The following is a 17,679-nucleotide window of genomic DNA, read 5'->3' as shown; positions in this document are numbered from 1 at the left end:
GACCGTGCGGGTCGTACAGACCGTCCGACCCATATGGACCGTACGGCCCGCGCAGCCCTGGTCGGCCGTGCGGCTCGTACGGTCCGGAGCGGACCTCTCGCGGCGGTCGCCGTTCCGCCGACGGCCGGGGTGCTCAACTGCCGGGTCCTGGACCCGGTCAGCGAGCCGGTCCGGCAGGCCGAGTTCGTGGTCAGCGACAGCGCGGGCCGCAAGGTCCTCGCGGGGGAGACCGATCCGTACGGCAGTGTCATGGCGACGGTGCCGGCGGGGGAGTACCGGCTGGCGGTGACGGCGGAGGGGTACACGCCGTTCCACACCAACGCCGTGGTGGCGGAGAGCACGCTCGCCGGGCTCGGTGACGTGACGCTCCAGCTCGCGGAGCCGCCCGCGCTGCCCGAGCCGGGGGAGTGGGAGCTCGACCCGATGCACTCCCAGATCGGCTTCACCGCACGGCACATCGGGCTGGCGCGGATCCACGGGCGGTTCAACACGTTCGCCGGGGTCATCCGGATCGGGGAGCGGATGGAGGAGTCCGCGATGCACGTCGTCATCGACGCGGCGTCCATCGACACCGGTGTCCGGATGCGCGACGACCATCTGCGGTCCGGGGACTTCCTGGACGTGGAGCGCTGCCCGACGCTGGAGTTCTACAGTGACCGGTTCGTGCACCGGGGCGGCAGCCGCTGGGCGGTCATCGGCGGGCTGACGCTGCACGGGGTGAGCCGTACGGTCACGCTGGACACGCAGTACCTCGGCCTCGGTACGGGGCTGGAGGGCGAGACGCGGGCGGCCTGCCGGGCGACGACGGAGCTGCACCGGGAGGACTTCACGCTGACGTGGCAGACCATGCTGGCGCGGGGGATCGCGGCGATCGGGTCGTCGATCTCCATCGAGATGGACATCCAGGTGCTGCCGAAGGCCGGGTGAGGCTCGGGCGCTCGCTCGCGGGCCACCCGGTTACGGGGCCTCCAGCCAGCCCTCGTACTCCTCCGCGAGTTCGTTGAGGGCCGCCGGGTCGAGGCGGTGGTCCGGGTCCTCGACGACGACCAGCCACTGGGCGTCCTCGGCGTCGTCCTCGCCGGCCAGGGCGTCGCGTACGAGCTGGGGCTCTTCGGCCAGGCCGAAGCGGGCGGGGAGTTCCTCGGCCACCTCGTCGGCGGCGTCGCGGTCGGGCAGCACCAGTACGTGTCGGGTCACATCGCTCACCTGGACATTCTCCGGTACGGGGAGGGGTGTGGGGGAACGGGCCCCGGGCGGCTGTCGTCGACTGCCGGAGGCCGCTGTCGGTAGCCGGTAGCCGGGAGCCGGGAGGTGCTGTCGTTAGCCGGGAGGTGTCGGCGGTGATGTGCCGGCAGTGGGGTCCTGTCAGTGGCGCGTGGGATGCTGGACGGCGATGGCCACCAGGAAGAATTCCACCGACGATCCGCTCGCCCCGCTCACGCTCGCCGTGGGGCAGGAGGACCTGCTGCTCGACCGCGCAGTGCAGCAGGTGGTGGCGGCCGCACGGGCCGCCGACGCCGACACCGATGTGCGCGACCTCGCCTCCGACCAGCTTCAGCCCGGCACGCTGGCCGAGCTGACCAGCCCTTCGCTGTTCGCCGAGCGCAAGGTCGTGGTCGTACGGAACGCGCAGGATCTGTCGGCGGACACGATCAAGGACGTGAAGGCGTATCTCGACGCGCCCGCCGAGGAGATCACGCTCGTGCTGCTGCACGCGGGCGGCGCCAAGGGCAAGGGGCTGCTGGACGCGGCGCGCAAGGCGGGGGCGCGGGAGGTGGCGTGCCCCAAGACGACGAAGCCGGCGGAGCGGCTGACGTTCGTGCGGTCGGAGTTCCGGGCGCTGGGGCGTTCGGCCACGCCCGAGGCGTGCCAGGCGCTGGTCGACTCGATCGGCAGCGATCTGCGGGAGCTCGCCTCGGCGGTGTCGCAGCTGTGCGCGGACGTGGCGGGGACGATCGACGAGGCGGTCGTCGCGCGCTATTACACCGGGCGGGCGGAGGCGTCCAGCTTCACGGTCGCGGACCGGGCGGTGGAGGGCCGGGCGGCGGAGGCGCTGGAGGCGCTGCGGTGGTCGCTGTCGACCGGGGTGGCGCCGGTGCTGATCACCAGTGCGCTGGCTCAGGGGGTGCGGGCGATCGGGAAGCTGTCGTCCGCCCGGGGCGGGCGGCCCGCCGATCTCGCCCGGGAGCTGGGGATGCCGCCGTGGAAGATCGACCGGGTGCGGCAGCAGATGCGGGGGTGGACGCCGGATGGGGTCGCTTTCGCCCTGCGGGCGGTGGCTGAGGCGGATGCGGGGGTGAAGGGCGGGGGGGACGATCCGGAGTACGCCTTGGAGAAGGCGGTTGTGGCGGTGGCGCGGGCTGCTCGGGCGCGGCGGTGAGCCCCTCCCCGCCCCTTCCCTAAACCCTCCGGGGGTGGGTGGGGGTGGGGCTCGTTTCCCGGGGGCTTCGCCCCCGGACCCCTTTGCAGGGGCTTCGCCCCCGGACCCCTTTGCGGGGCTGCGCCCCTGCGCCCCCTCGGGGCTTCGCCCCGGGCCCCCGTTTGTCTGCGGGTCCGCTGTGGCTGGTCGCGCAGTTCCCCGCGCCCCTGTCGTTCGTCTGCGGGCCGTCCCCAACTGGTCGCGCAGTTCCCCGCGCCCCTGAAAGGCGGGGCCTGCGGCCACGCCCCACACGCGGCCACGCCCCACACGCGGCCACGCCCCACACGCGGCCACGCCCCACACGCGGCCACGCCCCACACACGCCCCCGCCCCACACACGCCCCCCCCGGTACGGCCCTCTGAAACACAAAACCCCGCCTCCGCCCAGCCGGGCGGAAACGGGGTTCTGGTCAAGATGTCGCCGCACCCGCGTGGCGAACGCAGGCCGCGTGCGGCGGTGGTGCTGGTACCGGGTGGGAGCGGATGAGAGGGCCCGCTGGGTCCCTACCGGTGGTCTATCAAGTGGTCAGCCCACTGAGAGGCCGGCCGGACAGAATTAGGCAGCCTTGAGGGCGGCAACCTTGGTGGCCAGCGCCGACTTCTTGTTGGCGGCGGCGTTCTTGTGGATGACACCCTTGCTGACGGCCTTGTCCAGCTTCTTGGAGGCGGTGCGGACAGCCGTGTCGGCCGCCTCGACGTCGCCGGCCAGGACAGCCTCGCGGGCCTTGCGGATCGCGGTCTTGACCTCGGACTTGACGGCCTTGTTACGCAGGCGCGCCTTCTCGTTGGTCTTGTTCCGCTTGATCTGGGACTTGATGTTCGCCACGAAAGAGCCTTTGCAGGTTCGATGTATCAGATGGTTGTGGCACTCGCCGCTGAGAGGGCAGACGAGGCACAGCTGCCCAGGTTACCAGCCGTCCACCTGGCGGCCCAAACCGAGCGCAGTCCCGTTCCCATGGGACGATAGGGGCTACGTATCGATCCGACATCGCCCGAGACGAGACGCCCCGCGTCTCAAGAATCAGGACCCTGCGTGCCCGCGACGCCTCACAACGTGCCCGAGCCGAGCCGTACCGACCCGGCTCTGATCCGCAATTTCTGCATCATCGCGCACATCGACCACGGCAAGTCGACCCTTGCCGACCGGATGCTCCAGCTGACCGGTGTGGTCGATCAGCGGCAGATGCGCGCCCAGTACCTCGACCGTATGGACATCGAGCGTGAGCGTGGCATCACGATCAAGTCTCAGGCCGTCCGTCTGCCGTGGGCTCCCAGCGAGGGGCCGGACCAGGGCCGGACGCACATCCTGAACATGATCGACACCCCCGGGCACGTGGACTTCACGTACGAGGTGTCGCGGTCGCTCGCCGCCTGCGAGGGGACCGTCCTCCTCGTCGACGCCGCCCAGGGGATCGAGGCCCAGACCCTGGCGAACCTGTACCTCGCCATGGAGAACGACCTCACCATCGTTCCCGTGCTCAACAAGATCGACCTTCCGGCGGCGCAGCCCGAGAAGTTCGCCGAGGAGCTGGCGAACCTCATCGGCTGCCAGCCCGAGGACGTGCTGAAGGTCTCCGCCAAGACCGGTATCGGCGTGGACGCGCTGCTCGACCGCGTGGTGCGCGACGTGCCCGCGCCGGTCGGTGTGGCCGACGCCCCCGCCCGCGCGATGATCTTCGACTCGGTCTACGACTCGTACCGGGGCGTCGTCACGTACGTCCGTGTGGTCGACGGCCAGCTCAACAAGCGTGAGCGGATCCGGATGATGTCCACCGGCGCCACCCACGAGCTCCTGGAGATCGGCACCAACTCGCCCGAGATGCTGCCCGCCGACGGGCTGGGCGTCGGCGAGGTCGGGTACCTGATCACCGGTGTGAAGGACGTCCGCCAGTCCAAGGTCGGTGACACCATCACCTCCCTGCACCAGGGCGCCACCGAGGCGCTCGGCGGGTACAAGGACCCGAAGCCGATGGTCTTCTCGGGTCTGTATCCGCTGGACGGATCGGACTACCCGGACCTGCGCGAGGCCCTCGACAAGCTCCAGCTCAACGATGCCGCGCTGGTCTACGAGCCGGAGACCTCCGCCGCGCTCGGCTTCGGCTTCCGTGTCGGCTTCCTCGGGCTGCTGCACCTCGACGTGATCCGCGAGCGTCTTGAGCGCGAGTTCGGGCTCGACCTGATCGCCACCGCGCCGAACGTGGTCTACCGGGTCGTCCTCGAGGACGGCAAGGAAGTCACCGTCACCAATCCGAGTGAGTTCCCCGAGGGGAAGATCTCGGAGGTGTACGAGCCGGTCGTGCGCGCCACGATCCTCGCGCCCAGCGAGTTCATCGGCTCGATCATGGAGCTCTGCCAGACCCGGCGCGGCACACTGCTCGGCATGGACTACCTCTCCGAGGACCGCGTCGAGATCCGCTACACGCTGCCGCTCGCCGAGATCGTCTTCGACTTCTTCGACCAGCTGAAGTCCAAGACCCGGGGCTACGCCTCGCTGGACTACGAGCCCACCGGCGAGCAGTCCGCCAGCCTCGTCAAGGTCGACATCCTGCTGCACGGCGACAAGGTCGATGCCTTCTCCGCCGTCTGCCACAAGGACGCGGCGTACGCGTACGGCGTGCGGCTCGTCGCCAAGCTGCGCGAGCTCATCCCCCGGCAGGCCTTCGAGGTGCCGGTCCAGGCCGCGATCGGCTCCCGGGTGATCGCCCGCGAGACCATCCGCGCCATCCGCAAGGACGTCCTCGCCAAGTGCTACGGCGGTGACATCTCCCGTAAGCGGAAGCTCCTTGAGAAGCAGAAGGAAGGCAAGAAGCGGATGAAGATGGTCGGTTCCGTGGAGGTTCCGCAGGAGGCCTTCATCGCGGTGCTGTCCAGCGACGAGTCTGCGAGCAAGAAGAAGTGACCGGCGAGTAGCCCCCTGTGTCACGGCGGACCCCCGCTCTTCGGAGTGGGGGTCCGTTCGTTATGAAACCCGATTCCACTGCCCCTTACGCGGGGGGCGGGAGCGCTTTACTCTGATCACGGCCCGATGGTTACTCGCCAGTTAAACAAGAAGCAGCCGCAGCCCTGCCGCAGGCCAGCCCGGAGGACGTCGTGAGCGACACACAGACCTTGATCGAGAACCGGCCACCGTCCGTGGCGGCCCTCTTCGTCCAGCGGGTGGAAGCCACCCCGGACCTGGAGGCCTACCGCCATCCGGTCCCGGCCGCCGACGGCCAGGGTCCCGACGAGTGGAAGTCGCTGAGCTGGGGGCAGGCCGCCGAGCGGGTCTACGCGATCGCGGCCGGGCTCGCCGACCTGGGCGTGACCTCCGAGCAGCGCGTCGCGCTCTCCTCCTCCACCCGCATCGAGTGGATCCTCGCGGACCTCGGCGTGATGTGCGCGGGCGGCGCGACCACCACGATCTATCCGCAGACCAACGCCGAGGAGTCGGCGTACATCCTGGGCGACTCCGAGAGCCGGGTGCTCTTCGCGGAGAACGCGGCCCAGCTGGCCAAGGCGCGCGAGCGCCGGGCCGAGCTGCCGGAGCTGAAGCACGTCGTGGTCTTCGACGCGGCGGGCGCCGAGCCGGTCGAGGGCGACCCCGAGGGCTGGGTGCTCACCCTCGCCGAGCTGGAGGCGCGCGGCGCCGCGTACCTGGAGAAGAACCCGGACGCGATCAAGGAGCGGATCGCGGCGATCACCTCCACCCAGCTCGCCACGCTGATCTACACCTCCGGCACCACCGGCCGCCCCAAGGGCGTGCGGCTGCCGCAGGACAACTGGTCGTACATGGCGAAGGCCATCGCGGCGACCGGGCTGATCAGCGGCGAGGACGTGCAGTACCTGTGGCTGCCGCTGGCGCACGTCTTCGGCAAGGTGCTGACCTCCGGGCAGATCGAGGTCGGCCATGTGACGGCCGTCGACGGCCGGGTCGACAAGATCATCGAGAATCTGCCGGTCGTCCAGCCGACGTACATGGCGTCGGTGCCCCGGATCTTCGAGAAGGTCTACAACGGGGTCGCCGCCAAGGCCCGGGAGGCCGGCGGCGCCAAGTACAAGATCTTCCAGTGGGCGGCCGAGGTGGCCCGCGAGTACGCCAAGGTCAGCCAGGACAACTTCCGGCGCACCGGCAAGGCCTCGGTGCCGTTCGGCCTCGGCGCCAAGCACAAGGTCGCGGACGCGCTGGTGTACTCGAAGATCCGCGAGGCGTTCGGCGGGCGGCTGCGCGCCGCCGTCTCGGGCTCGGCCGCGCTCGCCCCCGAGATCGGCTTCTTCTTCTCCGGCGCCGGGATCCACATCCTGGAGGGGTACGGGCTCACCGAGACCAGCGCCGCCTCCTTCGTGAACCCGGGCGAGGCCTACCGCACGGGCACGGTCGGCAAGCCGCTGCCCGGCCTCGAGGTCCGCATCGCCGACGACGGCGAGATCCTGCTGCGCGGCCCCGGCATCATGGAGGGCTACCACAAGCTCCCCGAGAAGACCGCCGAGGTGCTGGAGTCGGACGGCTGGTTCCACACGGGCGACATCGGCGAGCTCTCGCCGGACGGGTATCTGCGGATCACCGACCGCAAGAAGGACCTGATCAAGACGTCCGGCGGCAAGTACATCGCGCCTGCCGAGGTGGAGGGCCAGTTCAAGGCGGTCTGCCCGTTCGTCTCCAACATCCTGGTGCTCGGCGCGGACCGGAACTTCTGCACCGCGCTGATCGCCCTGGACGAGCCCGCGATCCTGGGCTGGGCCAAGGACCACGGGGTCAGCGGCTCGTACGCCGAGGTGGTCGCCCACCAGGAGACGGTGGCGCTGATCGAGGGCTATGTGAAGCGCCTCAACGAGGGCCTTCAGCGCTGGCAGACCATCAAGCAGTTCCGGCTGCTGCCGCGCGACCTCGATGTGGAGCACGGCGAACTGACCCCCAGCCTCAAGCTGAAGCGGCCGGTCGTGGAGCGCCAGTACAAGGAGCTCATCGACGAGATGTATGCGGGGTCCAAGGAGGCGTAGCGGTCCCGGGCGCGCCGGGGTTCGGCTGGGGGTACGGGGGTTATCCCCCGGGAGGATGCAGCCGCGGGGTCCAAGGAGGCGTAGCCGGTACGGTCCGGGGCGTGGGCGAGGTTGCCCGCGCCCCCGAGATCATCGCGCTCCCAGCCGCGCTCAGCCGTGCCCCCTTCTCATGTCCCGGATGATCTCCTCCAGTGTCATGAGCTGGTGGTGCAGGTCGCTCGCCCCGGCCAGGCAGCCGCGCGCCAGCTCCGCGTCGATCTCCGCCAGCCGTTCCGCGATCTCGCCGAGCTGCTTCTGCTCGCGCGCCAGCAAGCGTTCCAGCTGGCGGTTCTTGCGGTGCAGCTCCAGAAAAACGTTCACCTTGGCGCGCAGCACCCAGGGGTCGAACGGCTTGGTGAGGAAGTCGGCCGCGCCCGTGGCGTACCCCCGGAACGCATAGCCGCTGTCGCCGTCCGTGCCGGTCAGGAAGATGATCGGCACGTCCTTCGTCTGGTCGAGCCGTTTGATGTTGGTCGCGGTCTCGAAGCCGTCCATGCCCGGCATCCGTACGTCGAGCAGCACCACCGCGAACGTCCGCCGCAGCAGGGCCTTCATCGCCTCCTCGCCCGAACGCGCCCGTACCAGCGGTTCGTTGAGTGAGCCCAGGACGGCTTCCAGCGCTACCAGGTTGTCCTCCATGTCGTCGACCAGGAGGATGCTCGCACGGTCGTCGGGCGGTGCCGCTGTGCTCATCGTGTCGCCTTACGTGGTCGGCGGAGCGGCGGCGGGCTCCCCGGAGCCGCTCGACTGCTCCGGTACGGACGTGCTCGCCTGGCTGCCCCCGTCGCCCTCCGGGTCGAGCAGGGCACAGACCACGGTGAGCAGCCGGTCCACGTCGACGGGCTTGGGCACGTATTCGTTGGCGCCCTGGGCGATCGACTTCTCGCGGTCGCCGGGCATCGCCTTCGCGGTGAGGGCGACGATGGGCAGATCCGTCCACAGGGGGCTGCGCCGGATCGCCTCGATCGTCTCGTACCCGTCCATCTCGGGCATCATGATGTCCATCAGGATCAGCTCGACGTCCGGGTTGCTCTCCAGGGTCTCGATGCCCTCGCGGCCGTTCTCCGCGTACAGCACGGGCATGCCGACGCGGCCGAGCACATGGGTGAGGGCGAAGACGTTGCGGATGTCGTCGTCGACGATCAGCACCCGCCGTCCCGGCAGGACCTGGCCCGCCCGGCCCTCCTTCCACTCCTCCAGTTTGTTGCTGGTCGGCCAGTCGTCGTCCTGGTCGGGCAGCAGCACCTGCTCGGAGGAGACCGGCTCGGCCGGGTCGGTGGCGAGCTCCGGTGGCTGGTCGAAGTCGCCCGTCGCGTGGCCGGGGTAGTGCACCGGCACGTACAGCGTGAAGGTGGAGCCGATGCCCGGCTCGCTCTCGGCGGTGATCCGGCCGCCGAGCAGGCCCGCGATCTCGCGGCTGATGGAGAGGCCGAGGCCGGTGCCGCCGTACTTGCGGTTGGTCGTGCCGTCGGCCTGCTGGAACGCCTCGAAGATCACCGGGAGTTTCTCCGGCGCGATGCCGATGCCCGTGTCGGTGACCGCGAAGGCGATCAGGTCGTCCGCGCCGCCCAGTATCCCGTCGTCCGGGTCCTTGAGCCGGTCGACGCGGAGTTCGACGCGGCCGGAGGAGGTGAACTTGATCGCGTTGGAGAGGAGGTTGCGCAGGATCTGCTGGAGCCGCTGCTCGTCCGAGTACATCTCGCGCGGCACGTCCTCGCCCACCGCCACCTCGAAGGCGAGGCCCCGGTCGAGGGTGATCGGGCGGAAGGTGGCGTGGACGTAGTCGAGCACCTTGATGAGCGGCAGCTTCTTGGGCCGTACGTCCATCCGGCCGGCCTCGATCTTCGACAGGTCCAGGATGTCGTTGATCAGCTGGAGCAGGTCGGAGCCGGAGCGGTGGATCGTGGTGGCGAACTGGACCTCCTGGTCGGAGAGGTGGTCGTCCGGGTTGTCGGAGAGCAGCCGGGCCAGGATGAGCAGCGAGTTGAGCGGGGTGCGCAGCTCGTGCGACATGTTCGCCAGGAACTCCGACTTGTACTGGGAGCTGGTCGCGAGCAGCGCCGCCTTCTCCTCCAGCTCGGCGTTGGAGCGCTGCAACTCGGCCTGCTGGCGCTGGAGTTCGTCGGAGCGCTCCTGGAGCTGGATGGCGAGCCGCTGGGACTCGCTGAGCAGCGATTCGGTACGGGAGTTGGCGATGATGGTGTTGATGGCGACGCCGATGGTGTTCACGAACTGGTCGAAGAAGGCCAGGTGGACGTCGGAGAAGCGGGAGAAGGAGGCCAGTTCGATCACACCGAGGAGCTTGTCCTCGAAGAGGATCGGGATGATCACGACACTGGCCGGGGACGCCTCGCCCAGACCCGAGCTGATCTTGATGTAGTCGGGCGGCGCCTCCTCGAAGAGGATCCGTTTCTTCTCCAGGGCCGCCTGGCGGACCAGTCCGTGGCCGGGCATACCGGTGGTGTCGACGGTCGCGCCCTGCGCCGAGCCGTACCCCGCGATGAAGGCCAGGCCCTTGGTCGTCGACGTCGTACGGGACGGGGTGCCCTCGTTGTCGGGGTCGGCCAGGAAGAACGCGCCGTACTGGGCGTTCACCAGCGGGGTCAGCTCGCGCAGGATCAGGTCGGCGACCTCCATCAGATCGCGGTGGCCCTGCATCAGACCCGCTAGGCGGGCCAGGTTCGACTCCAGCCAGTCCTTGGCGCGGGTCGTCTCGCGCAGGTTGGACACCATCAGGTTGATGTTGTCCTTGAGCTCCGAGACCTCGCCCCGGGTCTCCACGGTGATCGAGCGGGACATGTCGCCCTGGGCCACCGCCGAGGCCACCTCGGCGATCGCGCGGACCTGGGTGGTGAGGTTGAGCGCGAGCTCGTTGACGTTGGTGGTCAGCCGCTTCCACGTGCCGTACACGCCCTCGACGCGGGCCTGGCCGCCCAGCTGGCCCTCCGAGCCGACCTCGCGGGCGACCCGGGTGACCTCGGAGGAGAACGAGGAGAGCGTGTCGACCATGGTGTTGATGGTGGTCTTCAGCTCCAGGATCTCGCCGCGCGCGTCCACGTCGATCTTCTTGGACAGGTCGCCCTGGGCCACCGCGGTCGCCACCTGGGCGATGTTGCGGACCTGCGAAGTCAGGTTGTCCGCCATGTAGTTGACGTTATCGGTCAGGTCCTTCCAGACGCCGGAGACGCCGAGGACCTGGGCGCGCCCGCCGAGCCGCCCGTCCGTGCCGACCTCGCGGGCGACGCGGGTGACCTCGTCCGCGAACGCGCGCAGCTGCTCCACCATCGTGTTGACGGTGTCCTTGAGCTCCATGATCTCGCCGCGCGCGTCGACGGTGATCTTCTTGGAGAGGTCGCCGTTGGCGACGGCGGTGGTCACCTGGGCGATGTTGCGGACCTGCGAGGTGAGGTTGGACGCCATGAAGTTGACGTTGTCGGTGAGGTCCTTCCACACCCCGGACACCCCGCGGACCTGCGCCTGGCCGCCGAGGTTGCCTTCCGTGCCGACCTCGCGGGCGACGCGGGTGACCTCGTCGGCGAAGGCGGAGAGCTGGTCGACCATGGTGTTGATGGTGGTCTTCAGCTCCAGGATCTCGCCCTTCGCCTCCACGGTGATCTTCTTGCCGAGGTCGCCCTGGGCCACCGCCGTCGAGACGAGCGCGATGTTGCGGACCTGGGAGGTGAGGTTGTCCGCCATGAAGTTGACGTTCTCGGTGAGGTCCTTCCAGACCCCGGAGACGCCCCGGACCTGGGCGCGCCCGCCGAGATTGCCCTCGGTGCCGACCTCGCGGGCGACCCGGGTGACCTCGTCGGCGAAGGCGGAGAGCTGGTCGACCATGGTGTTGATCGTCGACTTGAGCTCCAGGATCTCGCCCTGGGCGTCCACGGTGATCTTCTGGGAGAGGTCGCCGTTGGCGACGGCGGTGGTCACCTGGGCGATGTTGCGGACCTGGGAGGTGAGGTTCGACGCCATGAAGTTGACGTTGTCCGTGAGGTCCTTCCAGACCCCGGAGACGCCCCGGACCTGGGCGCGCCCGCCGAGCCTGCCCTCGGTGCCGACCTCGCGGGCGACCCGGGTGACCTCGTCCGCGAACGCGGAGAGCTGGTCGACCATCGTGTTCACGGTGAGCTTCAGTTCGAGCAGCTCGCCGGTCGCCTCGACCGTCACCGTACGGGTCAGATCGCCCCGCGCCACCGCCGTGGTCACCGCGGCGATGTCGCGGACCTGGGCGGTCAGCCGGGACGCCATGGTGTTGACGGCCTCGGTCACGTCCCGCCAACTGCCGCTCAGGCCCTGCACCTTGGCGCGCCCGCCGAGGCGCCCTTCGGTGCCGACCTCGCGGGCGACCCGGGTCACCTCGCCGGTGAACAGGGAGAGCTGGTCCACCATCCGGTTGACGGCCCGGCCGAGCCGGCGCAGATCGCCGCGCAACTGGCGGTTCCCGTCGTGCAGATCGACCCGCTGGGTCAGATCGCCGCCCGCCACCGCGTCCAGGACGCGCGTCGCGTTCGCCGCCGGTACGACCAGGGCGTCGATCAGCGTGTTCGCGCTGGTCACCCCGGCCTGCCAGGCGCCCTGCCCGGGGCTGGCGGCCAGCCGCTCGTCCAGGCGCCCGTGCCGGACCACCTCGCGGCGCACCCGCAGCAGTTCGTCGGTGAGGTGCTGGTTGCGCACGGCGACCTGGTTGAAGATCGCCGCCAGTTCGGCGGGTATGCCCTCGTAGGTCTCCGGGAGCCGGACCCCGAAGTCGCCGTCGCGCAGCGCCGTCATCGCGGCGAGCAGCGGGCGTAACTCCAGTGCGCGGACCCAGTCTCCGTTCCCTGGCGGCACGGCACTGTCTCTGTTCATCTCGGCCCACTTCGGTGACTCGGCGCTTATGGGCACGCTCAGTCTGTCACTCTGTCGGTGTCATGAGGTGCGCAATGTGAGAATCGATCAGGAGCCGCACCGTGGGGTCCATTCCAACGCAGCGGGAGAGCGTGAACCGCCCACTCCTCCCGGCACCCGCCCCCGATGCGGCGGAGCGCGGAAGCGGGTCCGCCGCCCGCACCAGTCTGCCCGGCAACCCGCTCGCCCCGTCCGCCGCCCGCCGCTTCGTGCGGGCCGCGCTCGCGGACTGGACGGCCCAGGGGGCGCCCGGCGCGGCCCGCCTCGACGACCGGGCCGCCGACGACGCGGCGATACTCGTCAACGAGCTGGTCACCAACGCCGTGGTGCACGCCGGCACCACCGTCGAGCTGGTCTGCCGCCTGGAGCCGCCCGCCGGGGACGAGCCGGCCGCCGTGGTGGTCGAGGTCTCCGACCACCACCCCTCCAGGGTCGTACGCAACGAGCCGCGCGGGGCGCGCGAGCCGGGCGCACCGGAGTACGGGCGGGGCCTGCACCTGGTGGCGGCGCTCGCGGAGTGCTGGGGGATCACCTACCGCACCGGACTGAAGACGGTGTGGGCACGGCTGCTGCTCGACGTGGACGACGCCGCCTGCCGCGACGGGGACCCCGGCTCCGACGAGCGGCTCCAACGCGGCCTGCGTGCCGCCGAGATACTGGCCACCGCGCCGCGCGGCGCCCCCTGCGGGCAGGACCGCGACTGGGTCAACCGGGGCGCCCTCTCCTTCCTGGCGGAGGCGTCCGACCTGCTGGCGGGCCAGTTCGACGAGGACATGATCGCGGCGCTCGCCGGACAGCTCCTGGTGCCCCGGCTCTGCGACTGGTGCGCGATCTGGCTCGACCCGGAGGCGGGCGGCCCGGTCGGCGCGCCCCGGCTCGCCCGGGTGTGGCACGCCCGCGAGTCCGGGATCGAGGAGCTGCGGGCGATCCTGGAGAAGGAGCCGCCCCGGCTGCCGGAGTCGGCGCGCGGCGGCCCGGTCCCGATGCCCTGGCCCGGCTCGCGGGACGGCGACGACGGGGCGGCGCTCGCGTACCGGATGGTGGCGGGCGGCCGGGCCGTCGGCGTGCTCATGCTGGGGCGCGGCGGGATGGCCCGCATCCCCGACGAGGTCACCGGCCTTGTCGAGGACTTCGTGCGCCGGGTGGCGCTGGCGATCGGCGCCGCGCGCCAGTACACCCGCCAGGTCACCATCAGCCGGGTCCTCCAGCGCGGGCTGCTGCCCGCGAGCGTGGCGGAGATCCCGGGCGTCGACAGCGCGCTGGTCTACCAGCCCAGCGGCGAGGGCGTCGCGGGCGGCGACTTCTACGACCTGTTCCCCGGCGCCGACGGCCGCTGGTGCTTCGCGCTCGGCGACGTCCAGGGCAGCGGCCCCGAGGCGGCGGTCGTCACCGGCCTGGTGCGGCCCTGGCTGCGGCTGCTCGCCCGCGAGGGGTACGCGGTGCACGACGTGCTCGACCGCCTCAACAAGCTGCTCGTCGACGACGGGGTCGAGGCGGCGGAGGCGGCCGCCCGGATGGTCGCGGCGGCCGGTGGCCGCGAGGTGGCCGAGGGCCCGCAGTCGCGCTTCCTCTCCCTGCTGTACGGGGAGCTGGTGCCGGTGCCGCCGGAGCAGGGCGGCGGCGTCGTGTGCACCCTGGCCAGCGCCGGGCACCCGCTGCCGCTGCTGCTGCGGCCCGAGGGGTCGGTGCGGGCGGCGGCGGTGCCGCAGGTGCTGATCGGCGTGGTGGAGGGGGCGGCGTACGAGAGCGAGAGCTTCCGGCTGATGCCCGGGGACACCCTGCTGTGCGTCACGGACGGGGTGACCGAGCGCCGCTCCGGGAGGCAGATGTTCGACGACGGCGACGGGCTCGCGGCGGTGCTCGCGGGGTGCGTGGGGATGACGGCGACGGGGGTGGCGGAGAGCGTCAAGCGGGCGGTGTACGCGTTCGGCACGACGCCGCCCGAGGACGACCTGGCGCTGCTGGTGCTCCAGGCGCGGTGAGGGGTTGCCGCCGGGTGGCGGACAATGGGGGCATGCCTTCCGTACTGCCCGATGGTGAGCCCATGCCCGAGGACGGGGCGCTGCCCGGTTCCGCCCTGGAGGGCGCGGGGGAGCGGCCCCTCGGCTTCTACCTGCACGTTCCCTACTGCGCCACGCGCTGCGGGTACTGCGACTTCAACACGTACACCGCCACCGAGCTGCGCGGCTCCGGCGGCGTCCTGGCGTCCCGGGACAACTACGCGGCCACGCTGATCGACGAGGTCCGGCTGGCCCGGAAGGTGCTCGGGGACGACCCGCGCCCGGTCCGTACGGTCTTCGTGGGCGGCGGCACGCCGACGCTGCTGCCGGCGGCCGACCTGGTGCGCATGCTGTCCGCCGTACGCGAGGAATTCGGCCTGGCGGACGACGCCGAGGTGACGACGGAGGCGAATCCGGAGTCGGTGGACCGGGCGTATCTGGAGGAGCTGCGGGCGGGCGGCTTCAACCGTGTCTCCTTCGGCATGCAGAGCGCGAAGCAGCACGTCCTGAAGATCCTGGACCGTACGCACACGCCGGGCCGCCCCGAGGCGTGCGTCGCCGAGGCGCGGGCGGCGGGCTTCGACCACGTCAACCTCGACCTGATCTACGGTACGCCGGGCGAGACGGACGAGGACTGGCGGGAGTCGCTGGCGGCGGCCGTCGGGGCGGGCCCCGACCACATCTCCGCCTACGCCCTGATCGTCGAGGAGGGCACCCAGCTGGCGCGCCGGATCCGCCGGGGCGAGGTCCCGATGACGGACGACGACGTCCACGCGGACCGCTATCTGATCGCCGACTCGGTGCTGGCGGCCGCGGGCTTCCACTGGTACGAGGTGTCCAACTGGGCCACCACGGAGGCGGGCCGCTGTCTGCACAACGAGCTGTACTGGCGGGGGGCGGACTGGTGGGGGGCCGGGCCGGGGGCGCACTCCCACGTGGGCGGGGTCCGCTGGTGGAACGTGAAGCATCCGGGGGCGTACGCGGCGGCGCTGGCGGCCGGCCGGACGCCGGGCGCGGGCCGCGAGGTCCTGTCCGCCGAGGACCGCCGCGTCGAGCGCATCCTCCTGGAGCTGCGCCTGCGCGACGGCTGCGCGCTGTCGCTCCTGCGCCCGGCGGGGCTCGCGGCGTCGCGCCGCGCGCTGTCGGACGGGCTGCTCGAGCCCGGCCCGTACGGGGAGGGGCGGGCGGTGCTGACGTTGCGGGGGAGGTTGCTGGCGGACGGGGTGGTACGGGACTTGGTGGACTGACTTTTCGGCCCCCTCCCCACCCCTTCCCTAAAGCCCTCTGGCGGGCGGCCGGGGGGCTTTGCCCCCGGGCCCCGTGTTCGTCTGCGGGCCGTCCCCAACTGGTCGCGCAGTTCCTCGCGCCCCTTTTCGGGCCGGTGGCCGGTTGCTCGCGCAGTTCCCCGCGCCCCTAGGGGGTGCGGGTGCGGGCGATGGTGAGTGCGAGGGCGAAGCCGAGCATTTCAGGGGCGCGGGGAACTGCGCGACCAGCCATCTACGGTCCGCAGACGAACACCGCAGGGTCCGGGGGCGTAGCCCCCGGGGGAGCCAGCCCAGCCCACCACCCACCCCCGGAGGGTTCAGGGAAGGGGCGGGGTGGGGGACGTCACGAAGTCGATCAGCTCCTCCACCCGGCCCAGCAGCTCCGGCTCCAGGTCCCGATACGACCGCACACCCGACAGAATCCGCTGCCACGCCGCCCCCGTGTTGGGGGGCCAGCCCAGCGCCCGGCACACCCCCGTCTTCCAGTCCTCCCCCCGCGGCACCACCGGCCACCCCCCGATCCCCACGGACGCCGGCTTCACCGCCTCCCACACATCGATGTACGGATGCCCCGCCACCAGCACATCCGCGCCCGTGACCGCCGCCGCGATCCGGGACTCCTTGGAGCCGGGCACCAGGTGGTCGACCAGGACGCCGAGGCGCGCGTCGGGACCGGGCGCGAAGTCCGCGACGATCGCGGGGAGGTCGTCGATGCCGGAGAGGTATTCGACGACGACCCCCTCGATCCGCAGGTCGTCGCCCCACACCTTCTCCACCAGCTCCGCGTCGTGGCGCCCCTCCACATAGATGCGCCCCGCGCGCGCCACCCGCGCCCGCGCCCCCGGCACCGCCACGGAGCCGGACGCCGTACGCGCCGGGCGCGAGGGCGCGGGTGCCGGCGGGCGTACCAGCGTGACGACCTTCCCCTCAAGGAGGAACCCCCGGGCCGCCAGCGGGAACACCCGCTGTTTGCCGAAGCGGTCCTCCAGCGTCACCGTCCCCGCCTCACAGCGGAGCACCGCCCCGCAGAACCCGGTCGTCACCTCCTCGACGACGAGGTCGAGCTCGGCGGGCACCTCGGGGGCCGGGGTCCCCTTCTTCCAGGGCGGGGTCAGATCCGGGCTGTAGCTGCGCATTCGGATGAGAATACGGGCGGTTCATGTGGCCATATGGGTGTACGGCGCTACGACACGCCGAATTCCGCCGCGAGTTGGGCCCGCTGCGCCCGTACGAAGGCCGCGTCCACCACCGCCCCGTGCCCCGGCACGTACACCGCGTCCTCGCCGCCCAGGTCGAGCAGCCGGTCGAGCGCGGCGGGCCAGCGGGTGCGGACCGCGTCCGGGCCCGCCTGCGGCTCGCCGGACTCCTCGACCAGGTCGCCGCAGAAGACGATCTCGGGGGAGCCGGCGGAGCCCGGGACCAGGACCGCCAGGTCGTGGCCCGAGTGGCCGGGGCCCACGTTCGCGAGCAGCACCTGCCGCCCGCCGAGCTCCAGTGTCCATTCGCCCGTCACGAAGTGGTGCGGGCGCACCAGCAGGTCCGCGGCCTCGGCGGCCTGCGCGGCCGGTACCCCGTGGGTGATGGCGTCGACGCGCAGGGCGTCGCCGTCGAGCACCCGGTCGATGCCCACCGCTCCGTACACCTCCGCCCCGGAGAACGCGGCCGTGCCGAGCACATGGTCGAAGTGCGGATGGCTGAGTGCGATGTGCGTCACCCGGCGCCCGAGCAGCGCCTGCGCCTGGGCCCGCAGCTCGGCGCCCTCGCGCAGGGTCGACCCCGTGTCGTACAGCAGGACCGCGTCGTCGCCCACGACCAGCCCCGCCGTCGCGTCCCACCCGGGAAGGCGGCGGCGGCCCACGCCGTCGCCGAGCCGCTCCCAGCCGAACTCTTCCCATCTGACGTCCATGACGTGACGCTATCCCGGGCGGTCGGGGGCGGCGCCCGGCCGCGCCGCTCCACCGCGCCGCGAGCGTCACGGGCGGCCGCCCTTGCTAGGGGTGTACCGGTCGGCCGTACACTGGCCGGGGGATTGCTGGCACTCGAACGCACAGAGTGCCAGGCAGAGCGCCTAGGGACGACAGCTGGAGGTGTG

At 71.4% G+C, this 17,679-nt stretch carries 12 protein-coding genes; 6 read left to right on the top strand and 6 right to left on the bottom strand.

Going from position 1 to position 17,679, the window contains the following annotated elements; translation table 11 throughout:
• Nucleotides 1–33 precede the first annotated feature (33 nt).
• Nucleotides 34–927 carry a YceI family protein gene (locus BX283_RS15885; RefSeq protein ID WP_101388270.1) on the top strand — a complete coding sequence of 298 codons (894 nt, stop codon included), beginning with the start codon at nucleotides 34–36 and terminating at the stop codon, nucleotides 925–927.
• 30 nt (nucleotides 928–957) lie between these two features.
• Here BX283_RS15885 and BX283_RS15880 read toward each other — a convergent pair whose 3' ends face one another.
• Nucleotides 958–1,206, bottom strand: a complete 249-nt coding sequence (locus BX283_RS15880) for a hypothetical protein (protein WP_101388269.1) — start codon at nucleotides 1,204–1,206, stop codon at nucleotides 958–960.
• A 187-nt stretch (nucleotides 1,207–1,393) separates the two neighbouring features.
• Between BX283_RS15880 and holA the strand changes: the two genes are divergently transcribed.
• Nucleotides 1,394–2,380 carry a DNA polymerase III subunit delta gene (gene holA / locus BX283_RS15875; protein ID WP_101388268.1) on the top strand — a complete coding sequence of 329 codons (987 nt, stop codon included), beginning with the start codon at nucleotides 1,394–1,396 and terminating at the stop codon, nucleotides 2,378–2,380.
• Between the two features lie 595 nt (nucleotides 2,381–2,975).
• Here holA and rpsT read toward each other — a convergent pair.
• Nucleotides 2,976–3,245: a 30S ribosomal protein S20 gene (rpsT, locus tag BX283_RS15870; RefSeq protein ID WP_101388267.1), complete on the bottom strand. Its 270-nt coding sequence runs from the start codon at nucleotides 3,243–3,245 to the stop codon at nucleotides 2,976–2,978.
• A 207-nt stretch (nucleotides 3,246–3,452) separates the two neighbouring features.
• Between rpsT and lepA the strand changes: the two genes are divergently transcribed.
• Together lepA and BX283_RS15860 are read left to right on the top strand one after the other, a co-directional pair.
• A complete protein-coding gene (lepA, locus tag BX283_RS15865) occupies nucleotides 3,453–5,318 on the top strand; it encodes a translation elongation factor 4 (protein ID WP_101388266.1) in 1,866 nt (621 codons plus the stop codon).
• 191 nt (nucleotides 5,319–5,509) lie between these two features.
• A complete protein-coding gene (locus tag BX283_RS15860) occupies nucleotides 5,510–7,396 on the top strand; it encodes a long-chain fatty acid--CoA ligase (protein WP_101388265.1) in 1,887 nt (628 codons plus the stop codon).
• A 150-nt stretch (nucleotides 7,397–7,546) separates the two neighbouring features.
• Here BX283_RS15860 and BX283_RS15855 read toward each other — a convergent pair whose 3' ends face one another.
• The gene (locus BX283_RS15855; RefSeq protein ID WP_101388264.1) at nucleotides 7,547–8,128 is read right to left on the bottom strand and encodes a two-component system response regulator; all 582 of its coding nucleotides are present in this window, start codon (nucleotides 8,126–8,128) and stop codon (nucleotides 7,547–7,549) included.
• Between the two features lie 9 nt (nucleotides 8,129–8,137).
• Nucleotides 8,138–12,205 carry a HAMP domain-containing protein gene (locus BX283_RS15850; protein WP_257584305.1) on the bottom strand — a complete coding sequence of 1,356 codons (4,068 nt, stop codon included), beginning with the start codon at nucleotides 12,203–12,205 and terminating at the stop codon, nucleotides 8,138–8,140.
• A 179-nt stretch (nucleotides 12,206–12,384) separates the two neighbouring features.
• Here BX283_RS15850 and BX283_RS15845 point away from each other — a divergent pair, with 179 nt between their 5' ends.
• Both BX283_RS15845 and hemW read left to right on the top strand, forming a co-directional pair.
• Nucleotides 12,385–14,304, top strand: a complete 1,920-nt coding sequence (locus tag BX283_RS15845; protein ID WP_101388262.1) for an ATP-binding SpoIIE family protein phosphatase — start codon at nucleotides 12,385–12,387, stop codon at nucleotides 14,302–14,304.
• Between the two features lie 32 nt (nucleotides 14,305–14,336).
• Entirely contained in the window at nucleotides 14,337–15,569 is a 1,233-nt protein-coding gene (gene hemW / locus BX283_RS15840; RefSeq protein ID WP_101388261.1) for a radical SAM family heme chaperone HemW, read from the top strand.
• Nucleotides 15,570–15,904: 335 nt separating this feature from the next.
• On the opposite strand, the gene BX283_RS15835 is transcribed toward hemW, so the two are convergent.
• Nucleotides 15,905–16,723, bottom strand: coding sequence for a DUF3097 domain-containing protein (locus BX283_RS15835; RefSeq protein ID WP_101388260.1), 819 nt, complete (start codon nucleotides 16,721–16,723; stop codon nucleotides 15,905–15,907).
• Nucleotides 16,724–16,770: 47 nt separating this feature from the next.
• Nucleotides 16,771–17,493 carry an MBL fold metallo-hydrolase gene (locus BX283_RS15830; RefSeq protein ID WP_101388259.1) on the bottom strand — a complete coding sequence of 241 codons (723 nt, stop codon included), beginning with the start codon at nucleotides 17,491–17,493 and terminating at the stop codon, nucleotides 16,771–16,773.
• Nucleotides 17,494–17,679 lie beyond the last annotated feature (186 nt).

The sequence above is a fragment of the Streptomyces sp. TLI_146 genome, from assembly GCF_002846415.1.
Taxonomy (GTDB): Bacteria; Actinomycetota; Actinomycetes; order Streptomycetales; family Streptomycetaceae; genus Streptomyces.
Note: the sequence above shows the minus strand (reverse complement) of the source record. Positions and strands in the feature narration are given on the sequence as shown.